The 17598-nt window shown below is 65.7% G+C and carries 19 protein-coding genes and 2 tRNA genes; 12 read left to right on the plus strand and 9 right to left on the minus strand.

The window, feature by feature from the left end:
- Nucleotides 1-33: 33 nt before the first annotated feature.
- Nucleotides 34-492, minus strand: a complete 459-nt coding sequence (locus J3S89_RS18585) for a VOC family protein (protein ID WP_217929418.1) — start codon at nucleotides 490-492, stop codon at nucleotides 34-36.
- A gap of 36 nt (nucleotides 493-528) precedes the next feature.
- Between J3S89_RS18585 and J3S89_RS18590 the strand changes: the two genes are divergently transcribed.
- From J3S89_RS18590 to J3S89_RS18625, 8 genes are all read left to right on the plus strand, one after another.
- The gene (locus tag J3S89_RS18590) at nucleotides 529-1281 is read left to right on the plus strand and encodes an SIR2 family NAD-dependent protein deacylase (RefSeq protein WP_217929420.1); all 753 of its coding nucleotides are present in this window, start codon (nucleotides 529-531) and stop codon (nucleotides 1279-1281) included.
- Between the two features lie 215 nt (nucleotides 1282-1496).
- On the plus strand, nucleotides 1497-2096 hold the full coding sequence (locus J3S89_RS18595; RefSeq protein WP_217929421.1) for a cold-shock protein: 600 nt from the start codon (nucleotides 1497-1499) through the stop codon (nucleotides 2094-2096).
- Nucleotides 2097-2179: 83 nt separating this feature from the next.
- Nucleotides 2180-2698, plus strand: coding sequence for a DUF192 domain-containing protein (locus J3S89_RS18600; RefSeq protein ID WP_230488902.1), 519 nt, complete (start codon nucleotides 2180-2182; stop codon nucleotides 2696-2698).
- Between the two features lie 97 nt (nucleotides 2699-2795).
- Nucleotides 2796-2872 (plus strand) — tRNA-Pro (locus tag J3S89_RS18605).
- 77 nt (nucleotides 2873-2949) lie between these two features.
- The gene (locus tag J3S89_RS18610; protein ID WP_217929422.1) at nucleotides 2950-3255 is read left to right on the plus strand and encodes an ETC complex I subunit; all 306 of its coding nucleotides are present in this window, start codon (nucleotides 2950-2952) and stop codon (nucleotides 3253-3255) included.
- 90 nt (nucleotides 3256-3345) lie between these two features.
- Nucleotides 3346-3421 (plus strand) — tRNA-Arg (locus J3S89_RS18615).
- A gap of 759 nt (nucleotides 3422-4180) precedes the next feature.
- Complete coding sequence (locus J3S89_RS18620; protein ID WP_217929495.1) at nucleotides 4181-4435, plus strand: type II toxin-antitoxin system RelE family toxin; 255 nt, start codon at nucleotides 4181-4183, stop codon at nucleotides 4433-4435.
- Between the two features lie 10 nt (nucleotides 4436-4445).
- Nucleotides 4446-4835 carry a helix-turn-helix domain-containing protein gene (locus tag J3S89_RS18625; protein WP_217929423.1) on the plus strand — a complete coding sequence of 130 codons (390 nt, stop codon included), beginning with the start codon at nucleotides 4446-4448 and terminating at the stop codon, nucleotides 4833-4835.
- Between the two features lie 94 nt (nucleotides 4836-4929).
- Here J3S89_RS18625 and J3S89_RS18630 read toward each other — a convergent pair whose 3' ends face one another.
- On the minus strand, nucleotides 4930-5550 hold the full coding sequence (locus J3S89_RS18630; RefSeq protein ID WP_217929424.1) for a recombinase family protein: 621 nt from the start codon (nucleotides 5548-5550) through the stop codon (nucleotides 4930-4932).
- A 638-nt stretch (nucleotides 5551-6188) separates the two neighbouring features.
- On the opposite strand from J3S89_RS18630, the gene J3S89_RS18635 reads away from it, so the two are divergent.
- Nucleotides 6189-7232, plus strand: a complete 1044-nt coding sequence (locus J3S89_RS18635) for a hypothetical protein (RefSeq protein WP_217929425.1) — start codon at nucleotides 6189-6191, stop codon at nucleotides 7230-7232.
- A gap of 139 nt (nucleotides 7233-7371) precedes the next feature.
- On the opposite strand, the gene J3S89_RS18640 is transcribed toward J3S89_RS18635, so the two are convergent.
- From J3S89_RS18640 to J3S89_RS18655, 4 genes are all read right to left on the minus strand, one after another.
- Nucleotides 7372-9753: a hypothetical protein gene (locus J3S89_RS18640; RefSeq protein ID WP_217929430.1), complete on the minus strand. Its 2382-nt coding sequence runs from the start codon at nucleotides 9751-9753 to the stop codon at nucleotides 7372-7374.
- An 18-nt stretch (nucleotides 9754-9771) separates the two neighbouring features.
- Nucleotides 9772-10251, minus strand: a complete 480-nt coding sequence (locus J3S89_RS18645; RefSeq protein ID WP_217929432.1) for a helix-turn-helix transcriptional regulator — start codon at nucleotides 10249-10251, stop codon at nucleotides 9772-9774.
- 231 nt (nucleotides 10252-10482) lie between these two features.
- Nucleotides 10483-10872: a hypothetical protein gene (locus J3S89_RS18650; protein WP_217929433.1), complete on the minus strand. Its 390-nt coding sequence runs from the start codon at nucleotides 10870-10872 to the stop codon at nucleotides 10483-10485.
- On the minus strand, nucleotides 10869-11183 hold the full coding sequence (locus tag J3S89_RS18655) for a hypothetical protein (protein ID WP_217929434.1): 315 nt from the start codon (nucleotides 11181-11183) through the stop codon (nucleotides 10869-10871). The genes J3S89_RS18650 and J3S89_RS18655 overlap by 4 nt, the downstream gene beginning before the upstream one ends.
- 86 nt (nucleotides 11184-11269) lie before the next feature.
- Between J3S89_RS18655 and J3S89_RS18660 the strand changes: the two genes are divergently transcribed.
- Both J3S89_RS18660 and J3S89_RS18665 read left to right on the plus strand, forming a co-directional pair.
- A complete protein-coding gene (locus J3S89_RS18660) occupies nucleotides 11270-11503 on the plus strand; it encodes a helix-turn-helix transcriptional regulator (RefSeq protein ID WP_230488900.1) in 234 nt (77 codons plus the stop codon).
- Between the two features lie 23 nt (nucleotides 11504-11526).
- The gene (locus J3S89_RS18665; protein WP_217929436.1) at nucleotides 11527-12069 is read left to right on the plus strand and encodes a hypothetical protein; all 543 of its coding nucleotides are present in this window, start codon (nucleotides 11527-11529) and stop codon (nucleotides 12067-12069) included.
- 622 nt (nucleotides 12070-12691) lie between these two features.
- On the opposite strand, the gene J3S89_RS18670 is transcribed toward J3S89_RS18665, so the two are convergent.
- Nucleotides 12692-13984: a tyrosine-type recombinase/integrase gene (locus J3S89_RS18670; protein ID WP_217929444.1), complete on the minus strand. Its 1293-nt coding sequence runs from the start codon at nucleotides 13982-13984 to the stop codon at nucleotides 12692-12694.
- 578 nt (nucleotides 13985-14562) lie between these two features.
- Here J3S89_RS18670 and J3S89_RS18675 point away from each other — a divergent pair.
- Nucleotides 14563-15804: an MFS transporter gene (locus tag J3S89_RS18675; protein ID WP_217929446.1), complete on the plus strand. Its 1242-nt coding sequence runs from the start codon at nucleotides 14563-14565 to the stop codon at nucleotides 15802-15804.
- A gap of 115 nt (nucleotides 15805-15919) precedes the next feature.
- On the opposite strand, the gene pstB is transcribed toward J3S89_RS18675, so the two are convergent.
- Both pstB and pstA read right to left on the minus strand, forming a co-directional pair.
- A complete protein-coding gene (gene pstB / locus J3S89_RS18680) occupies nucleotides 15920-16735 on the minus strand; it encodes a phosphate ABC transporter ATP-binding protein PstB (protein ID WP_230488906.1) in 816 nt (271 codons plus the stop codon).
- Between the two features lie 20 nt (nucleotides 16736-16755).
- On the minus strand, nucleotides 16756-17595 hold the full coding sequence (gene pstA, locus J3S89_RS18685; RefSeq protein WP_217929450.1) for a phosphate ABC transporter permease PstA: 840 nt from the start codon (nucleotides 17593-17595) through the stop codon (nucleotides 16756-16758).
- Between the last annotated feature and the right edge of the window lie 3 nt (nucleotides 17596-17598).

Below are 17598 nucleotides of genomic sequence, written 5' to 3' on the forward strand. Positions count from 1 at the left end.
TAGGTTGACCAAGTCAATCGATAGAGTCGCTTCTCACCACACGCCGGTGTTCGGCATCGACGCCCACGGCTCCGCCGGAGCCTTGGGCTCGCCCTTCTGCAGCAGCTCGACCGAGACCAGATCGGGTGAGCGCACGAAGGCCATGTGACCGTCGCGCGGCGGCCGGTTGATCGTGACTCCGCCCGCCATCAATCGGTCACAGGCGGCGTAGATGTCGTCGACTTCGAAGGCGAGATGGCCGAAGTTGCGGGCGCTGCCGTAGTCCTCCGGATCCCAGTTCCAGGTCAGCTCGATGGTCGGGGATTCGCGCCGGGCGAGGGCCTTGTCGGTCGCCACCGATTGCGCGTCGCCGGGCGCGGCCAGGAAGATCAGGCTGAAACGCCCCTTGGAATAATCGTCGCGGCGCACCACCTCGAGACCGAGCAGATCGCAGAAGAAGGCGAGACTGGCATCGAGATCGCGGACGCGAATCATGGTGTGGAGAAAGCGCATGAACGGACCCTTCCGTCGTGTTGAGGAGAGCGGGCGATGAAGACCGTCGAGGAGCCGCTCGAGGGCGCCGCCGTGCTGGCCGAGAGGGTGGCCCGGGCCGAGACCGTGGTGATCTTCACCGGCGCCGGGATCTCGACCGAGTCCGGGATCCCCGATTTTCGCGGGCCGAACGGTCTGTGGACCAAGATCAAGCCCATCTATTACGACGAGTTCGTGTCGTCGGAAACCGCCCGGCGCGAGGACTGGAAGCGTCGCTTCGCCTTTCGCGACCAGGTCGCCGCCGTCGAGCCCAACGTCGCCCACCGGGCGATCGCCCGCCTGATCGCCTCCGGCAAGGCCAACGCCGTCATCACCCAGAACATCGACGGCCTGCACGGCCGCGCCGGCGTGCCCGCGGATCGGCTGATCGAGTTGCACGGCAACGCCACCTACGCCACCTGCCTCTCCTGCGACGCGCGGGTCGAGCTCGACGAGGCCGAGGCGATCATCGCGGCGACCGGGCGGACGCCGCGCTGCGCCTGTGGCGGCCTGATCAAGGCGGCGGTGATCTCCTTCGGTCAGGCGATGCCGAGCCGCGAGATGCAGCGCGCCGAGGAGGCGATCCAGCAGGCGGACCTCTTCGTCGCCGTCGGATCCTCGCTGACGGTCCAGCCGGCGGCGACGCTGCCGATGATCGCCAAATACGAGGGCGCCGAACTGATCATCGTCAACGCCGAGTCGACCCCCCTCGACGGCCTCGCCGATCGGGTCCTGCGCGGCTCGATCGGCACCGTCTTCTCGCGGCTCTGAGCCCGAGATCCCCGGGGAAAGCGTTCACGAACGGTAAAAGCCGGTGGTCGCAGAGTGGCGCGATGGTATCCTTTTGCGAGGCTGGAAACAGCGACGCGATTCGAACGGGGTCGGGCCACCGTTCGTATGGCGTGAGGTCCGTAGGGTGGTGATTCAGTGTGCTCGTGTGTGCGGTTCGGCCCGAGGCGATGGGCGCGGACGAAGGAGTGAGGCCGATGGGAGCCAAGACCGATATCGACGCCCGTCTCGATCACGAGGGTCATCTCGATCACGACGTGAGAGAGGAAGCGGCGGTCGACGTCATCGAGGTGGTCGGTACCATCAAGTGGTTCGACATCGCCAAGGGCTACGGCTTCATCGTCCCCGAGACCGCCGGTCTCCCCGACATCCTGCTGCACGTCACCTGCCTGCGCCGTGACGGCTACCAGACCGCCTACGAGGGCTCGCGGGTCGTCTGCGAGGTGCTCGACCGGCCGCGCGGCCTCCAGGCCCTGCGCATCGTCCACATGGACGAATCGACCGCCGTCCACCCGTCGCAGCTCGCCCCCTCGCGCACCCACGTCCAGGTCGTGCCGACCTCTGGCCTCGAACGCGCGACGGTGAAGTGGTTCAACCGCGTCAAGGGCTTCGGCTTCGTGACGCGAGGCGAGGGCACCGAGGACATCTTCGTCCACATGGAGACCCTGCGCCGCTACGGCCTCGCCGAGCTGCGTCCCGGCCAGACCGTGTGGGTCCGCTTCGGCGACGGCCCCAAGGGCCTGATGGCGGCCGAGATCCGTCCCGACGGCCTCTCGCACGTTCCCGCGTCCCATTGAGGAGGCCGTCGCTCGACGCGTCCCCGATCGGCGGATGCTCGCGCGACTTGCGCGCCTTCCTCGCGTCAGACGGATTTCGCCTCGTGGCCGCCGCGCTTTCTTCCCATCTCTCGCTCCGCCGCCGCGCCCTTCGGCTCGTCGTCGCGCTCTTTCTCGCGGTCGCGGGCGTCGTTCTCGTCGATCCGCCGCTGCCGGCCCGGGCCGAGGCGCCGGTGGCGGCGAGCGACCGGGTCGAGGTCGTCGGCGCCAAGGGCACCACGGTCTTCACGGTCGAACTCGCCGACACCGACGCGAGCCGCGCCGAGGGGCTGATGTTCCGCAAGGAGATGGCGGCCGATCACGGCATGCTCTTCGATTTCCGCCGCGAGCAGCCGGTGTGGTTCTGGATGAAGAACACTTATCTGCCGCTCGACATGATCTTCGCCCGCGCCGACGGCGTGATCGTCTCGATCGCGCGGGACGCGGTGCCTCTGTCGGAAGAGACCATCGGTTCCGGCGGTTCGGTCCGCTTCGTGCTCGAGGTCAATGCCGGCACGGCCGAACGGCTCGGGTTGAAGCCCGGCGATCGCTTGGTGCATCCACGGATTCGCGCCACGCGGTGAGCCCAGGCGAGCCTCGGCGCTTGCCGGTTTCGCCGGGGCCGTGTATTGCGGACGCGAGAGCGAGCGGGACGTCGCGAGACGGCCCGAGGGTACGGCACGGGGTATAGCGCAGCCTGGTAGCGCGGAAGTTTTGGGTACTTCAGGTCGCAGGTTCGAATCCTGCTGCCCCGACCAACCGGGCAAGGGCGCCGATCGCATCGTTCGGGGGGTCCGCCACCCGGCACGAGACAGGAACGAGGAGAGTAGACGACATGGTGGCGCGCATCTCTCGGCCGGCCAAGACGGCCATGCAGTCCGGTCAGGCCAAGTCCAAGCGGTGGCTGCTCGAGTTCGAGCCCGAGGCGGCGCGCTCGGCCGATCCGCTGATGGGATGGACCTCGTCGTCCGACATGAAGAGCCAGATCCGTCTGTTCTTCGCCACCAAGGAAGACGCGATCGCCTACGCCGAGCGCAAGGGCCTCGAGTATCGGGTGGTGGAGCCCAAGGAGCGGGCGCCGAAGACGTTGTCCTACTCCGACAACTTCAAGTTCGGCCGCATCGGCACCTGGACGCACTGAGCGTTCACGATCGCCACGCTTCGCCCGGCCGCCGACGGCGGCGCGGGCTCGCACGCCTTCGGCGGCGAGGAGAGGGGTGGCCGGTCATGCGGCCCCGTAGCTCAGGGGATAGAGCGACAGCCTTCTAAGCTGTTGGTCGCAGGTTCGAATCCTGCCGGGGTCGCCAGTCAACTTATTGATTTTGTTGAATTTTGTCATTCCACCGTCGGCCGTGCGGCGTAGTGACGGCGCGCCGTGTCACCACTGTGTCACCAACCCGGGCAAATTCACTCGTCGGTGAGCGTGTCCGGCGCTTCGTCGAGAAGACCGTTGCCGGACCGAAGGCCATCTGGTTTGGCCTCCCCACCTCGAAGGACCCCTTTCCCGTAGCAATCCATTCCGCAACACGAGGTCCATGGGCGTCTGCCCCCTCGATCCTGAGTATCCTTTTCTCTGTAATAGAAATTGGGCCGTCCAAGCCGTCCAACGCCGTCCATCATCAATTTTTTCAATGAGTTCTGGCCAAGGCCAAGAGCGGCATTGCCGTCCGCCCGCCGTCCATCGCCGTCCGGCTTCGCACGACGGCCGCCGCTTGGGGCAGCTTTCGGCCGGTCCTCGTGCGCGCGAGACGCCCGTGGGTTGTCCTCGCGACGGCGTCCGTCAACCTCGTCAACCACGGCCCCTTCGAGTCAACCCCGTCAACCCCGATTTGGCCTATTGGAACTGGTGAGGGTTGACGCTGCGTACTCACCGCGCGTTCGTTTGACGGGGGAAGGACCCAAGCCCCCCCCTCCACCATGACAGGCCCGGAGACCCTGCCTCGCTCGGCGTGGGCGGCCGATCGGCTCCATTGGTCGAGCGTGGCCGTGGTGTCACTCGGCAGATCGCGGGGCAGGGGGAGGGAATGCAGATCGCATTTCGTTTCGCATTATGCTATGCAAAGCACATGAAGCGGATCACATACAGCAAAGACGCATTGCGAACCCTACGACGGATGCCGGCGAACGTCGCCGCGACGATCCGCGCCAAGGTCGAGCAATACGCCTCCGACCCGGCCACACTGACGAACAACGTCAAGGCGCTGAAGGGTGAACCTGGTCTGTTCCGCCTGAGAGTGGGTGACTGGCGCGTGCTCTTCACCGAAGACGGCGAAGTGCTCGCCATCATCCGCATTGCCCCTCGCGGCGCTGCTTACGAATGAGGACCGCCAGATGAACGCTCAGATCATCGTCACGCCGACCGGCGAACGCCTCGCGATCCTGCCCGAGGCGGATTACCTCGCCCTCGTCGAGGCCTCCGACGACGCCAGCGACCGCGAGGCGGTGCGCCGCTTCCGGGCCGCCCTGGCGAGCGGAGAAGAGGAGGCGATACCGTCCGAGATGGTCGATCGCATCCTTGCCGGGGAGTCGCCCGTCCGCGTCTGGCGCGAACACCGGGGGCTCACGGCGCAGGCCCTCGCCGAGGCGGCGGGGCTCGCTTCGTCCTATGTCTCGCAGATCGAGACCGGAAAGCGCGACGGCACCGTCGACACGCTGGTGAAGCTCGCGGATGCCCTCGGCGTGCTGGTCGACGACTTGATCCCAGCCCCGACGGCGGCGTGACGCCGCCCAGGCCTCGCCTCGAGACGCAAAACCCCGCCCGAGCGATTGCCGAGGCGGGCTTTCTCGTCTTGGGGGAGGGCCGAGACGGCGCCGATCAGGCCGCCTTTTCGTCGAGCCGCTTGGCGATCTTCGCCACCGTCGCCCGGCTGCACCCCGTCGCCGCCTGGATGGTCGACCACGAGGCGCCAGAGCGCAGCATGGCGGCGATGCCGTCGTTTCTGGCGACGTTCTCGGCGCGGCCCTTGTACTTCCCCTCGGCCTTGGCCTTCGCTTGTCCTTGGGCCTGCCGGCGGCGGCGGTCGTCGTAATCCTTGCGGGCGACGGCGGCGAGGACATCGAGCATCATCCCGTTGACGGCGGCGAACATGCGGGCGGTGAACTCGTCGGCCGGCGCGGCGAGCATCCACGACGTGGGAAGGTCGAGAGCGACGACGCGGACCTGCCGCGCGTCGAGTTCCGAGCGCAGGCGCTGCCAGTCGGCCGCCGTGAGGCGGGAGAGGCGGTCCACCTGTTCGATCAAGAGCACGTCGCCGGGCCGACAGTCCCCGAGGAGGCGGAACAGCTCCGGTCGGGCGAGCTTGGCGCCGCTCTCGTTCTCCACATAGGTCGCAGCGATCGTGAGCCCATGTTCGGCGGCGAAGGCTTCGACCTGTTCCCGGGCGCGGGTGGCGTCCTGTTCGTCGGTCGAGGCGCGGAGGTAGGAGCGGGCGAGCATCGGAAACCATCCATCGGTTCACTTAGGATGGTTTTATCCTATCAGTTCATTTTGAATGGTCAATAGGGTATTTTTGAACCGGGCTTTCCGTGGTTTCGTTGAGGTATACCCTTGAGAGACCGGGCGGCGCCGCGCCGAAGGGATGATGTGTTTTCGATTGAGAATCGATACAACGCGAACTAGTGTGCCGAGTATTCAATCTGATTGCGTGTGGATTGCAGTATGAATGCTGTGGAACAAAGTCCGAGTGTTTTCGCTGAAGATCTTCCTGACGGATGCCCACCGGCTGATGCGTACCGGCCATCGTCGACGATCCGGGTCATCCGCATGGTGGCGGGAGCGCCTGTTCCGAGTGACGCCTTTCTCTCACACTCAATGCTTGGGCTTACTCGCCCGAAATCGGTGTCGGAATGCGATTGGTCAAGCTGTTCTGTGCACTTAGAAAGAGAAAATTCTGGCTCCGTTAATCAAGTAAAGCAAATGCAGAAGTTGCCAAAGATAAGAGGGAAAAAGCACGCGGCTATCTTGGAGATTGACGGCCAGACCGGTTATCTTCTAAACAACGCCGGGGCTCATTGCCACTTCTGGATGTTTGGCACTTTTGACCCATTTGCAGCCATTGTGAAAGTTGTAGCGCCATGAAGAAGCTCAAAAAAAAGAGAGGGCATCTTCCGAAATTCATCGAGACTCTAGTCTATGTTGACGAGCCGCAGGTTGTCCTGCTGTCTTTCGATGAAGAACTTTTCGTGATCGGAGTGGCGATTGAATTCGAGGGCTTCAATTATCCTTTTTATGGAGTGGGTTTGAAGGTTTTGGATCTTAAGCCATATTTCGATTGCAAAGTAGATTTACGGTATATTTTTGATAGGGCTGCGAAGTCGCGTCGATATGTCTTTGATATCGGACCGTATCGTCATGGCGATATTGTTCAGTTGTTCTCTGCGCCAACAGAGATCGTTGAGTCAGATGAATACTATCCAGAACACGGTTTCTTTGCACGTGATCATCACTCTAAATTTGCGTTGAACGAGCGTGTAGTCGGTGAAAAGCACACATTTCACATCGATGGGAGTTGGGCGGCGTCTGATTTTTCGAAGTTCTATGGTCGTCTCTCCGATCTGTACGCATTCTATGCAAGTCTTATTTCAATAGATCAGGCGGGCGACGATCAACGGATTTCTGCAATCGCAAAGCTAAAAGGCTTTGTCACATCTAAATTTTGGCAGGGTGGCGGCAGCTATGTCGGCTTTTTTTCGGACCTTGCAGATGCAGTTTGGGTGAATAGTCCGCTCCGCGTTTCCCGGATTCAATATGCATCACCAGGAGTAATCGAAGTTGAAGGTCAGGGCCGGGCTATTGATGAAATCGTTTCTGCCTCTGATAATTTTTCTGAAAATGGTGCCGAGATAAGAAGAGTGCATGCGGTTCTCAATAAATTGTATTCAAATGAGCGGCTAAAGGCGGCGCCGGCGAATTCGAATTTCTCCAGCGATGCAATGAAAGACCTAGCAAAGAAGTATAGCGACTCACTTCTGCGAGAGATGGGGGTGGGGCACGAAGACGCGATCTTCGAAGCCTGCGGTCGCAATATTGTCGTCTATGGAAAAGTCACGATGGCTCTTTTTCGCCGCGTGAAGGCGTTGGAAGAATTTGAAGCTCAGGGGCGCGCCAGATTGTCGTGAGTGCGGGGCGGTTGAGGCTCATCTCCCAAAGGTTCTTCGACGTCAAGGCACTCACGGCCCCGCGTCGGTCGTCGATAGGTTCGCGAAGGGGGAATGTTGCGCGCTCACTAGACACGCGCGGTCGGACGCTTCGTGATCACTACGGGATGTCGCCCCCCGTCCGCCCGACCGACCCCGGCCCCGTCAGATTGATCGCCTTCATCGTCGCATCCTTCGCCATCGACACCACGCGGGCGACGAGGTCGGGGCTCGGCTCGATCTTGATCGCGACTTCCGCATGCCCGTTGAGCGCCTCGGTGATCTTCTCTGCCGCGCGGTCGAGCGAGTCGTTGACCTGACCGACGGGGCCGACCGCCGCGACGCCCTCGAGGTGCGTCGGCGTCGCCGAGGAGCCCCAGAGCGGAGACGGGGCGCCGAAGTGAAACCCCCGATCGGGATAGGCCTCCCAGGCGGCCGCACCCTCCGCACCGAAAGCCGGACGAGCGGCGCCGTGGAAGCCGTGATCGGGATATTCCTCCGCGAGCCTGCCGTCGCGCCGGGCGCGGCGGGCGTTCGCCCGCTCGCGCGACGCATTGAGCTTGTCGTTCGCGCGGCGGTTCTCCTCGTAGCGGCGACGCCATCCTTCCCCGGGCGCGCCGTAGGGGTGCATCCGTCCGCGATCGTCTGCCGCCTCGTACCCGGCGACGATGCCTTCGGCGACCAGCGAGGCGACTGCCGTCGGCCCGGCGGCGCGCCGCACGAGGCGCGCAAGCCCCAACGCCTTCGTCCCTATGCGGGCGAGCCAGCCGAGGCCGGCACCGGCCGCGACTTCCGTGGCGACCGGCGCCGTCGCCGCTCGCACCGACGTGCCACCGAAGCCGATGCGCGTGAGAACCTTCCGGGTGAGCCACACGCTCCCGGCCGCCAGGCCACCGAGCCCCGCCAACAGACCAGTGCCGGCGGCGGCGGGGTGTTCCTTCGCCGTCTGCGAGAGCGAGCCGAGTGCGCCCGCCAGCCCGTTCAACGCCGCCGTCGCCGCCGGCATGAGCGGTGACGACGCGTTGGCGAGAAGGTTCTGCAGTTGGGCCGAGAACGCCGAGAGCGCCTGCCCCGGATCGCGCGCGAGATACTCGTCCGCCGCGTCGAGCCCTTGTGCCTTGCCGAGGTTCTTCCGATCCTTCTCGATGCGCTGTTGCTGTGTGGCCAGGATCGAAACGAGCTGTTGGGCGAGCGAATTGCCGAAGATCGCGGCGATATGATCGCCGATCGCGTTCGGGTCGGTGATGCCTTTCTTGGCCATGGCCGGCAAGAGAACCTGATTGACCCAACGGTAAGGGTCGGCGCGCGCCAGGTCGGCACCGACGACACCACCGACGCCGACACGCATCGGCTGGCCCTTCTTGTCCCGTTCGATCTTCCCCTGATCGAGCAGGCCGAGGCCTTCGAGCTCGATGAGCGAGGACTTTTTCAGACGCCGGCCGACGATCGCCTGATAGAAGTTTTGCCCGGCGACGCCGGTCGACGAGCCGCCGAGTTCGGCGGCGAGTGTCGGGGCGACCGAAAGCATGTAGTCTTCGGACAGGCCGCGCGTCGAACCGCGCCCGTACTTGAACATCTGGTAATAGGCCGATGGCCTCACCTGCTCGCCGAAGACGTTCATCGCCTTCGCCATGCCGTCCATGTATTTCATGAATTCGGCGCGGTCCTGTGCCACGCCTTTGATTTCCATGCCCTTCACGAGCGTCTCGAATTCCTCCGAGACGTCCGCGCCCGGGTGCTTGGCCTGTGCCAGGACACGAAGCTTGGTCAGCGGGTCCATGACGGCGAGCGCGTCTTCGAGATCGCCCGTCGCCGCGCGGGCGTTGCGCATCATCCGCATGAGGGCGGACTGGGGCACCGTTCGGTACTTCCGCGAGAGGTCGAGCGCCGTGGCTTCGACCTCGGCCGCCTCGTGCTCGTTCAGACCGGCCGCCGTGGCGTCGACGCGCTGGCGTTCGAGCTCGGCGCCCGCCTCGGCCGCACGGGTTGCGGCGCCCTCGGCGACCCTGTCGCCGACGCCGACCTCGATCAGATTTCCGTAGCGGTCGCGATATGGCGGCGTGCCCGCAGCGCCCGACGGCCGCCGTCGCGGGTGAGGCGCCGGGGCCGGAAGCAACGTCGGGCGTGCCGAAGCACCCGCGCGCGACATGGCGGAGTTGGCCGACTTCTGGGCTCGCGCGTATCGCAAGAGAGCGACCTCGGCGGTGGTCGCCGATCGCGCGACCCGATCGAACGACCCGGCCGCCGTGCCGGCCGCCGAGGCCGAGCGCCCTACCGAAGAGAGCCCTTTGTCGAGCGCGGCGAACGACTTGGTGGCGTTGACGGTTCCGGCCGTCACCTTCGCCATCGAACGTTCGAGCTTGTCGAATGCGGTGGTCTTCAGGTTGGCGCCGGCAGCCACCTTGACCAGGGCGGCGAACTTCTTGGCGATCGCATCGACCTTGGCGGACGCACGATCCTCGATGTCGATGACGGCGTTGGCTTCGAGCAGCGGGGTAGACATGGATTCGGCCTCTCGGTGTCAGGGGCGGGGGCGCGCGGCCGGCGATTTGTGCTTGATGACGCCGGCATCGACGCCGGCCGCGATCCAACGAAGGAGGTCGGACGGCGTCAGGTTGTCCCATTCGAGAGGGCGGAACCAACCGAGCCTGAAGACGAGGAGCGAACGGGCGTCCGCAACGCCTCTTCCCGACAGTCCATAAAAAAACCGAGGAGCGCTTCCTTCACGCGAATGGCGTCGACGAGAGGGAGGTTCTTCAGAAGGGCGGGCATGTCGGGTTGCCGCAGCGATGAAGCCGTCGAGGTCGGAGAGGCGATACCGCACCGACCGGAACAACTTGACGAAGCGGGGGCCTCCACCGCGAAGGCGCTTGTCCTGGAGAGTTCGAACACTGACGGCGAGGTACTCGGCCGCTTCCTTTTCCGTCATGAGACGATCGCCGCTCGGCGGCGAGACGGCGGCAATGGAGGTCACCGGGCTCTGCGTTGGGGTGGTCTGCATCTTCGTGTTCTCCGCTTGGATTGCGTGAACACGAGAAAGGCGCCGAACACCGGGGCGGTGTCGAGGAACAAACCCGGAGAAACTCGCCGGAAGTCATGGTATAAGCCATTGTCTAAAAACCGACTTTTGTTTCTCCGGGAAGGGGTTCCTATTGCTTGCCGGACCGCTGATCAGACACCGCCCGCGTTCGGCTCCGTGGCGACGCTGGCGCGGTTGACAGGGGCAACGCCCTCATGCGGCAACGTCGCGCGAAGCCGTCTCGGGCAGCTCAGTGCGCCGAAATTCACAAAGTCGATCTTCGAGCCGGACCTTCAGATCATTCGGAGCGGCGCTCATGAGCACTTCCGCCGCACTGGCGTGGTCGGCGGCGGCTGTGACCACCGCCGCGAGAGCGTATCGGTCGCGAGGGTCGAAGTCCCCGGTCGCACCGGGAATGTAATCCATGAGCAGATAGGCTGCCCGCGCCAGGGCCGAAGCGGCCTGCACGTGCGCTTCGAGCGAATCGAAAGCATGTTCGCGGGCGGGGCTGTGAAGAAGATCCGTATCGAAAGATCGGTTGCTCATGATCGAAGTTCCTTCGTTCGAGTTCAGGCGATTGTGAAATTCGGAGTCGCTCGTCATGCCCGCGCCCTCCCGATCGGCGCCGACAGCAATCCGTTGAGGCGTCGGGGCTCGTCGAGCACCAGAGCGTGAAGCGCATCGGCTTCGGCCGCGACGATCTCCAAGAGTTCGACGAGGCCGGTCACCCCGTCCTCACTGACGACGATGTCACGCGTCAGCGCCCGAAGGCCGTGAGCAGCGAGAACGGCGGCGGAGGAAAGCCGCGCGACATTGATCGTGATGCGTTCGAGTTCGAGCTTGTCGAGCCGAGGGGCGGCGGCGGTGTCATCGGGCAAGCCGGGATCGGCTGCCGGAACGGTGTCGTTCGGCATAGGTTGCTCCTCGCGAGCGGTTTGTGATATTTACACAAGTGCGAATATCACAAGGATTGATAGCTGTGAACCCTGCACAAGTCCGAATGGCGCGCGCCGCCTTAAACTGGACGCTGGCGGATCTCGCGCGCGCTGCCGGCGTTCACCGCAACACGATCTCCAACTTCGAAACCGGGCGATACGGTGGAAGCGAAGAGGCCGTCGCGGCGATCCGCAAGGCGCTCGAAGACGCGGGCGTGATCTTCGTTCCCGAGAACGGCGCCGGACCCGGTGTCCGCCTCGCCAAGCGGTCCACCGACGCGAGCGCCCCGGAGGCGTGACGATCCCGCGGAGGCGATCCGCCATGGCCCGGAAAAAGTCGTCGTCGCCTTCGTCCGACGTCGAGAAGCCGCCGAAGACCGGGCGAACGCGCCCGTTGCCGGCGGGGGTCGCTTCCGGCTTTCGTCGCCTGTCGAGCTTTCCAAAGGCCGCACTGGTCTCGACGCTAGCCCCACTTCTCGATCCGGGGGAAGTTGCGTCCGTGCGGCATGGCGCGCAAGCCTTGGGACAGGTCGAGCCCACCAGCCGCCCCATCACCACGGACGTTCCACGTGTCAGTGCCAGAGCGGCCGAGGCGCTCAGGCGCCTCGATGAGACGGCGCGAGTTCTTCCGATCGACCGGCAGCGGATGAGTAGACTTGACGACGAGCCAGCCTCCATTCGCTTCATGCTCGGGCTCGACGTCGAAGATCCGAGCGGCCGCTGGCGCGCGGTGGTTTCGCGCGCCTTTGCCCGCGCCGATGCCGTCGCCCGGTGCCTCGCCGAAGGGATCGAGGACGACGCGGCGCTCGTCGATTGGGCGATCGGCGGGGGAAAAAGCCTCCTGCGAAGTGAAGGCCGCCCATAGCTATCCACGCCCAGATCGGCCGACGTAGAAGGTCCATGGGTGAGCGTAGGCCTCCTCTCGCGTAGCCGGCATTTCCGCGCGGCATCCGGCGTCGATTTCGAGGTCGGTGAAGGGAAACGATGGATAGTGCGACAGCCACCCCCTTGACGCGCCCGTTGCTCGGATGGCGCCCGTGACTTCCCCCGCCGCCCGAAGGACGGCGTCGGTCGTCGCTCCGGCGCGAAGGCCTGTGAGATCGAGCGCATCTCGGATCAAAGCGTGCCACGGCGAGGCTTGTCTTCGCTCCGTACCGACCCTGTTGGGGGTGCCTTGATCGCCACCGCTGAAGGCCGGGGCCTCTCCCGTCGTCATCGCGTAGACCGTCGCCAATGCAAGCACGAAGTGATTGCGGGCTGTGATGGGCGTTCGCCCTCCTCTCTTTGTTTCGGCCGCACACCCTCTCGCGGCGGCGGCTCGTGCCGCGAGCATCTCTAGCGCCGCGCTGAGTTGGTCGCGCATCTCGTCGTGATCCTCGGGCGACGCAAAATACCGTCGCCGCCAAGCGCGGTCGAAACGGTCCTTCACCGGGCCCCGAAGCCAAGCCTCCCGGTGATCCTGCCAGTCCCGCCACGACGGCTCGATCTTATCGAGAGCCTTCTCGGTTCGCTTCGTCGAGCGCCACCACCTCCGCCCGGCGCCCTTCGAGCGCCGCCGTCAGCGCATCCCCCACCGCTTGGGTGAGCGCGCGAAGCGGTTCGTCGTCGCGGTTGACGTACCGGCTCGTCATGGCGACGCCCTTGTGCCGCAGCACGTCGCGGATCTGGAAGGCGTTGGCGCCGGTGCGCGCCGCCCAAGTGCCGACCGTGTGGCGGAGGTCGTGAAGCCGCACGTCGTCTAGGGCGGCGGCGGCGCGAATACGCCACCAGGCGTTTTCGACGACATAGATCGACACCGGCCGTGCCGGGTCCGAGGCCCGGGGGAACACCCAGGGCGAGCCTTCGACACGCGGACGGCGGGCGAGGAGGTCCATCGCGCCGGTGGGGACGACGTGCGCGCGCCGGCCACGGCCCTTCTGATGGGGAAGGGCGATGGTCTCTCGCTCGAAGTCGACGTGCGCCCATTCGAGTTCGGTGATCTCGGAGAGCCGCGCACCGGTCAGGAGGAGGAGCCGCACGACCGCGATGGCGATCGGATCGACCAGCGTTCGCCGGTTCTCCGGCTTGGCGAGATGCTTCGCCGTCGCGGTGGTCTCGTCGACGTCCCAGGCAAGCCCGGTCGTCTCGGCCTCGATCAGGACCCGGCCGAGCCGCGCGACCTCTTCCGCCACGAGGAAGCGATCCCGCGCGTTCTCCGGGTACTTCTTCACCCGCGAGCAGGGGTTTCGCCCCTCCGGTCGCATGCCCCAATCCTCGGCGAGGTTGAGGGCCTTGGACAGGATGCCCACGACATGGTTCGCCTGTCGCGGCGTCTTGCGTAGGGCGAAATGAAGCCGCTTCGCGTCCTCGGCGGTGAAGCCCTCGACCTTCAGCGCGGCGAACGCGGGCCGAAGGTGCTTCTCGATCAGCCGCCGGTGTTCGGTGGAGGTGCTGGGGGACAAATGCGCCGCCGCGTGTTCCTCGAGGTAGCGGTCGAAGAGCTCGCCCATCGAGGCGCCGGCCCGCCGCTCGCGGCGATCGCCGAGCGGGTCACCGCCCTTGTCGACGGCGACGAGGATTTCCCGCGCCTTGGTGCGCGCCTGGTCGGGGGTCAACACGCCGTGTCGGCCGATCGTCGGCCGCCGATCCCGCCCTTCGACCGTCCGGTAGCGCACGACGTAGGACTTCACCCCGGAAGGCAGCACGAGGAGGCCGAAGCCGGGCAACTCGTCGTCCCACGCGATCCACCGCGCGGCGCGGGGTTCGGCGGCATCGACGAAGCGCTTCGTGATCTTCGGCATCGGTTCACCCGAGTTGGACGGCGGCCAGGCACGAATTGGACGGCGTCAAATCACTCGCCGTCCACGGTAAGTGATTGAATTCGAAGGCCTTGGACGGCGCTGGACGTCTGGACGGCCCGTCGCGCCCTATACTGGGCCTCTTACACGTCGTTCCTCATCCCCTGAAAAATCATTCCAAGGGGTTTTCGACCCTTCCGAGGTCCGTTTCCGTGTCACCAATAGGTCACCAAGCGGGAGAGAAATCAACCGTACCCAACAGTATGAGGTGCGCCATCAAGCCATTGATGATACGTACTCAATCGTAAGTGCCGGTTGTCCGTGTCACCAGTCCGTAATGCCGAAAACGAGGCTTCTAAGCTGTTGGTCGCAGGTTCGAATCCTGCCGGGGTCGCCACACCATTCACCGATCGGCGCCGACCTCCGGCGGAATCTGGACGACAGCACGGCGGTCGCCGCGCGTCTCCTCGTCGAAGATCCGAAGCATCGCGTGAGCCCGGTGTCCGCCGCCGGCATCGCCGATGCGCCTCCGCGCGTCGCCACCGGGCCCCGCGCGAGCGACCCCAGGAAGGCGAATCCCGATGTCCGTTGCCCCCGTCGATCTCTCCGCCGCCCAGGCGCGGCGCGCGACGCTCTTCGCGTTGACCGTGGTCTTTCTCGACTGCGTCGGCTTCGGCCTCATCCTGCCGGTTCTGCCGCCGCTGATCGAGGAGGTCGGCGGCATCGGGCTCGACGACGCGGCCCGTGTCGGCGGCTGGATGTTCGCCCTCTTCAGCCTCGCCCAATTCGTCTGCGCGCCCGTCGTCGGCGCGCTCTCCGATCGGATCGGCCGCCGGCCGCTGCTGCTCCTCGCCATCGCCGGCCTCGCCGTCGACTACGTGATCCAGGCGCTGGCCCCCTCGCTCGGCTGGCTCTATTTCGGCCGCCTCGTCGCCGGCGTCTGCGGCTCGTCCTACGTCGTCGCCAACGCCTGCCTCGCCGACGTCAGCAAGCCCAGCGAACGCGCCCGCGCCTTCGGCCTGATGGCGGCGGTGTTCGGTCTCGGCTTCGTCATCGGTCCGGCGATCGGCGGCCTGCTCGGCACCTTCGGAACGCGCGTGCCGTTCTGGTGCGCCGCCGCGCTCGCCGCCGCCAACCTCCTCTTCGGCCTGATCGCCCTGCCGGAGACGCTGAAGGGCGAGCACCGCCGGACCTTCCGCTGGCGCGAGGCCAATCCGTTCGGCGCCTTCGCGGTCTTCCGCGCCTTCCCGGGCGTGCTGCCGCTCGCCGGAGTGCTCGCGCTCTATTTCTTCGGAACCTCGGTCTATGTCGCGATCTGGTCGTTCTGGGGCATCGCCAAATTCGGCTGGTCGACCGCCATGGTCGGCGTGACCCTGGCGATCTCCGGCATGACCATGGCGCTGCTGCAGGGGCTCCTGACCGGCCCGGCGGTCGCGCGCTACGGCGAACGCGCCCTGACCGGCCTCGGCCTCGTCGTCGGCGCGCTCGCCTGTCTCGGCTATGGACTGGCCCCGACCACCGCCTTCGTCCTGCCGATCCTGGTGATCCACGCCGTCGAGGGCTTCGTCCACCCGATGCTCGGCGCCACCATGTCGCGCGCGGTGCCGGAGACCGTGCAGGGCGGGCTCCAGGGCGGCATCGCCGCGGTGATGAACCTCGCCATGCTCGCCGGCACGATCTTCTTCACGCAGATCTTCGGCTGGTTCCTGGTGCCGACCATGCCCTTGGCCGGACCCGACGTCGCCTTCTTCACCGCCGCCGCGCTGGTCGGTGTGGCGGCGGTATGGTTCCTCGCGCTGCCCCGCCGCCCCGCCGCGTCGTGAGAGGAAGGGCGAGCGGGTTCCGGCCGCGCCATGAAACGGAAGACCCCGCGCCTCCTCGAGGGAGAGCGCGGGGTCGAAGCGCGTCCGGACGGGCCCCGGTGGGGGGGCCGCCCGATCAGCCGAAGCGGCCGGTGATGTAGTCCTGGGTCCGGCTGTCCTGCGGGGCGGTGAAGATCTTGTTGGTCTCGTTGAACTCGACCAGATTGCCCAGGAGGAAGAAGGCGGTCATGTCCGAGCAGCGCGCCGCCTGCTGCATGTTGTGGGTCACGATGACGATCGTGAACTCGCTCTTCAGCTCGTCGATCAGCTCTTCGATGCGCGCCGTGGAGATCGGATCGAGCGCCGAGGTCGGCTCGTCGAGGAGCACCACTTCCGGCTTCACCGCGATGGTGCGGGCGATGCACAGACGCTGCTGCTGACCGCCGGACAGACCGTTGGCCGGCGAGTGGAGGCGATCCTTGACCTCGTCCCAGATCGCCGCCTTGGACAGCGACCATTCGATCCGCTCGTCCATCTCGCCCTTGGAGATGGTCTCGTTGAGCTTGATGCCGAAGGCGATGTTGTCGCGGATCGACATCGGGAACGGTGTCGGCTTCTGGAACACCATGCCGACCCGATTGCGCAGACGCGCCGCCGGCAGGTTGGGGGACAGAATGTCCTCGCCGTCGAGCCGGACGGAGCCGGTGGCGCGCTGGCCCGGATAGAGGTCGTACATCCGGTTGAGCACGCGCAGCAGCGTCGACTTGCCGCAACCCGACGGGCCGATCATGGCGGTCACCCGGTTCTCCGGGACTTTCATGTCGATCCCGTGCAGCGCGCGGTTTTCGCCGTAGAAGAACTCGAGGTTCTCGATCAGGAGCTTGGTCTCGGCCTCGCCGCGGGCGCCGAAGGCACCCGCTTCCGCGCGGCGTTGACGCAAGGATTCGGACATTTCGGTGAGTTCGATGTTCATCACGAAGCCTTTCCGCGCGGCGCCAGGACGACACGAGACAGAATGTTGAGGAAGAGCACGCCGACGGTGATGAGGAACGCACCGGCCCAGGCGAGCGCCACCCATTCGTCGAAGGGACTTCCCGCATATTGATAGATCGTCACCGGCAGGCTCGCCATGGGCTTCGACATGTCGAACGACCAGGAGAGATTGCCGAGCGAGGTGAAGAGGAGCGGCGCCGTCTCACCGGCGGCACGGGCCACCGCGAGCAGGATGCCGGTGACGATGCCGGCGCGCGCCGCCCGCCACAGGACCGAGGTCACCACCTGAGCCCGGGTCGCGCCGAGCGCGAAGGCCGCCTCGCGCAGGGAACCGGGAACTAGTCGCAGCATGTCCTCGGTGGCACGCACCACCACCGGCAGGATCAGGACGGCGAGCGCGATCGAACCGGCGAAGCCGGAGAAGGCGCCGGTCGACTTGACCAGCAGTTCGTAGACGAACAGGCCGATCAGAATCGACGGGGCCGAGAGCAGCACGTCGTTGATGAAGCGCACAGCGTCGGCGAACCGGCCGCGACCGAGCTCGGAGAGATAGGTGCCGGCGAAGAGGCCGACCGGCGTGGCGATCACCAGACCGACCAGCACCTGGATCAGCGATCCGACGATGGCGTTGGCGAGACCGCCGCCGCGGCCCGGTGACTCGGTCGGCATGGTGAAGACCGAGAAGGAGAGGGCGGTGAGCCCGCGATAGAAGACCGTCCAGAGGATCCAGGCGAGCAGCACGATCGCGAGAACCGCGAGCGAGGTGGCCACGACCTTGATGAACCGATCGGTCAGAAGGCGTCGTTCGAGCCGGGTCATCGG

It is taken from the genome of Pinisolibacter aquiterrae (assembly GCF_019160155.1).
Lineage (GTDB): Bacteria > Pseudomonadota > Alphaproteobacteria > Rhizobiales > Ancalomicrobiaceae > Pinisolibacter > Pinisolibacter aquiterrae.

Coding starts and splice junctions, on each gene's coding strand:
- J3S89_RS18585 (WP_217929418.1), bottom strand. CDS start 492: ATGCGCTTTCTCCACACCATGATTCGCGTCCGCGATCTCGATGCCAGT.
- J3S89_RS18590 (WP_217929420.1), top strand. CDS start 529: ATGAAGACCGTCGAGGAGCCGCTCGAGGGCGCCGCCGTGCTGGCCGAG.
- J3S89_RS18595 (WP_217929421.1), top strand. CDS start 1,497: ATGGGAGCCAAGACCGATATCGACGCCCGTCTCGATCACGAGGGTCAT.
- J3S89_RS18610 (WP_217929422.1), top strand. CDS start 2,950: ATGGTGGCGCGCATCTCTCGGCCGGCCAAGACGGCCATGCAGTCCGGT.
- J3S89_RS18620 (WP_217929495.1), top strand. CDS start 4,181: ATGAAGCGGATCACATACAGCAAAGACGCATTGCGAACCCTACGACGG.
- J3S89_RS18625 (WP_217929423.1), top strand. CDS start 4,446: ATGAACGCTCAGATCATCGTCACGCCGACCGGCGAACGCCTCGCGATC.
- J3S89_RS18630 (WP_217929424.1), bottom strand. CDS start 5,550: ATGCTCGCCCGCTCCTACCTCCGCGCCTCGACCGACGAACAGGACGCC.
- J3S89_RS18635 (WP_217929425.1), top strand. CDS start 6,189: ATGAAGAAGCTCAAAAAAAAGAGAGGGCATCTTCCGAAATTCATCGAG.
- J3S89_RS18640 (WP_217929430.1), bottom strand. CDS start 9,753: ATGTCTACCCCGCTGCTCGAAGCCAACGCCGTCATCGACATCGAGGAT.
- J3S89_RS18645 (WP_217929432.1), bottom strand. CDS start 10,251: ATGCAGACCACCCCAACGCAGAGCCCGGTGACCTCCATTGCCGCCGTC.
- J3S89_RS18650 (WP_217929433.1), bottom strand. CDS start 10,872: ATGACGAGCGACTCCGAATTTCACAATCGCCTGAACTCGAACGAAGGA.
- J3S89_RS18655 (WP_217929434.1), bottom strand. CDS start 11,183: ATGCCGAACGACACCGTTCCGGCAGCCGATCCCGGCTTGCCCGATGAC.
- J3S89_RS18660 (WP_230488900.1), top strand. CDS start 11,270: ATGGCGCGCGCCGCCTTAAACTGGACGCTGGCGGATCTCGCGCGCGCT.
- J3S89_RS18665 (WP_217929436.1), top strand. CDS start 11,527: ATGGCCCGGAAAAAGTCGTCGTCGCCTTCGTCCGACGTCGAGAAGCCG.
- J3S89_RS18670 (WP_217929444.1), bottom strand. CDS start 13,984: ATGCCGAAGATCACGAAGCGCTTCGTCGATGCCGCCGAACCCCGCGCC.
- J3S89_RS18675 (WP_217929446.1), top strand. CDS start 14,563: ATGTCCGTTGCCCCCGTCGATCTCTCCGCCGCCCAGGCGCGGCGCGCG.
- pstB (WP_230488906.1), bottom strand. CDS start 16,735: ATGTCCGAATCCTTGCGTCAACGCCGCGCGGAAGCGGGTGCCTTCGGC.
- pstA (WP_217929450.1), bottom strand. CDS start 17,595: ATGACCCGGCTCGAACGACGCCTTCTGACCGATCGGTTCATCAAGGTC.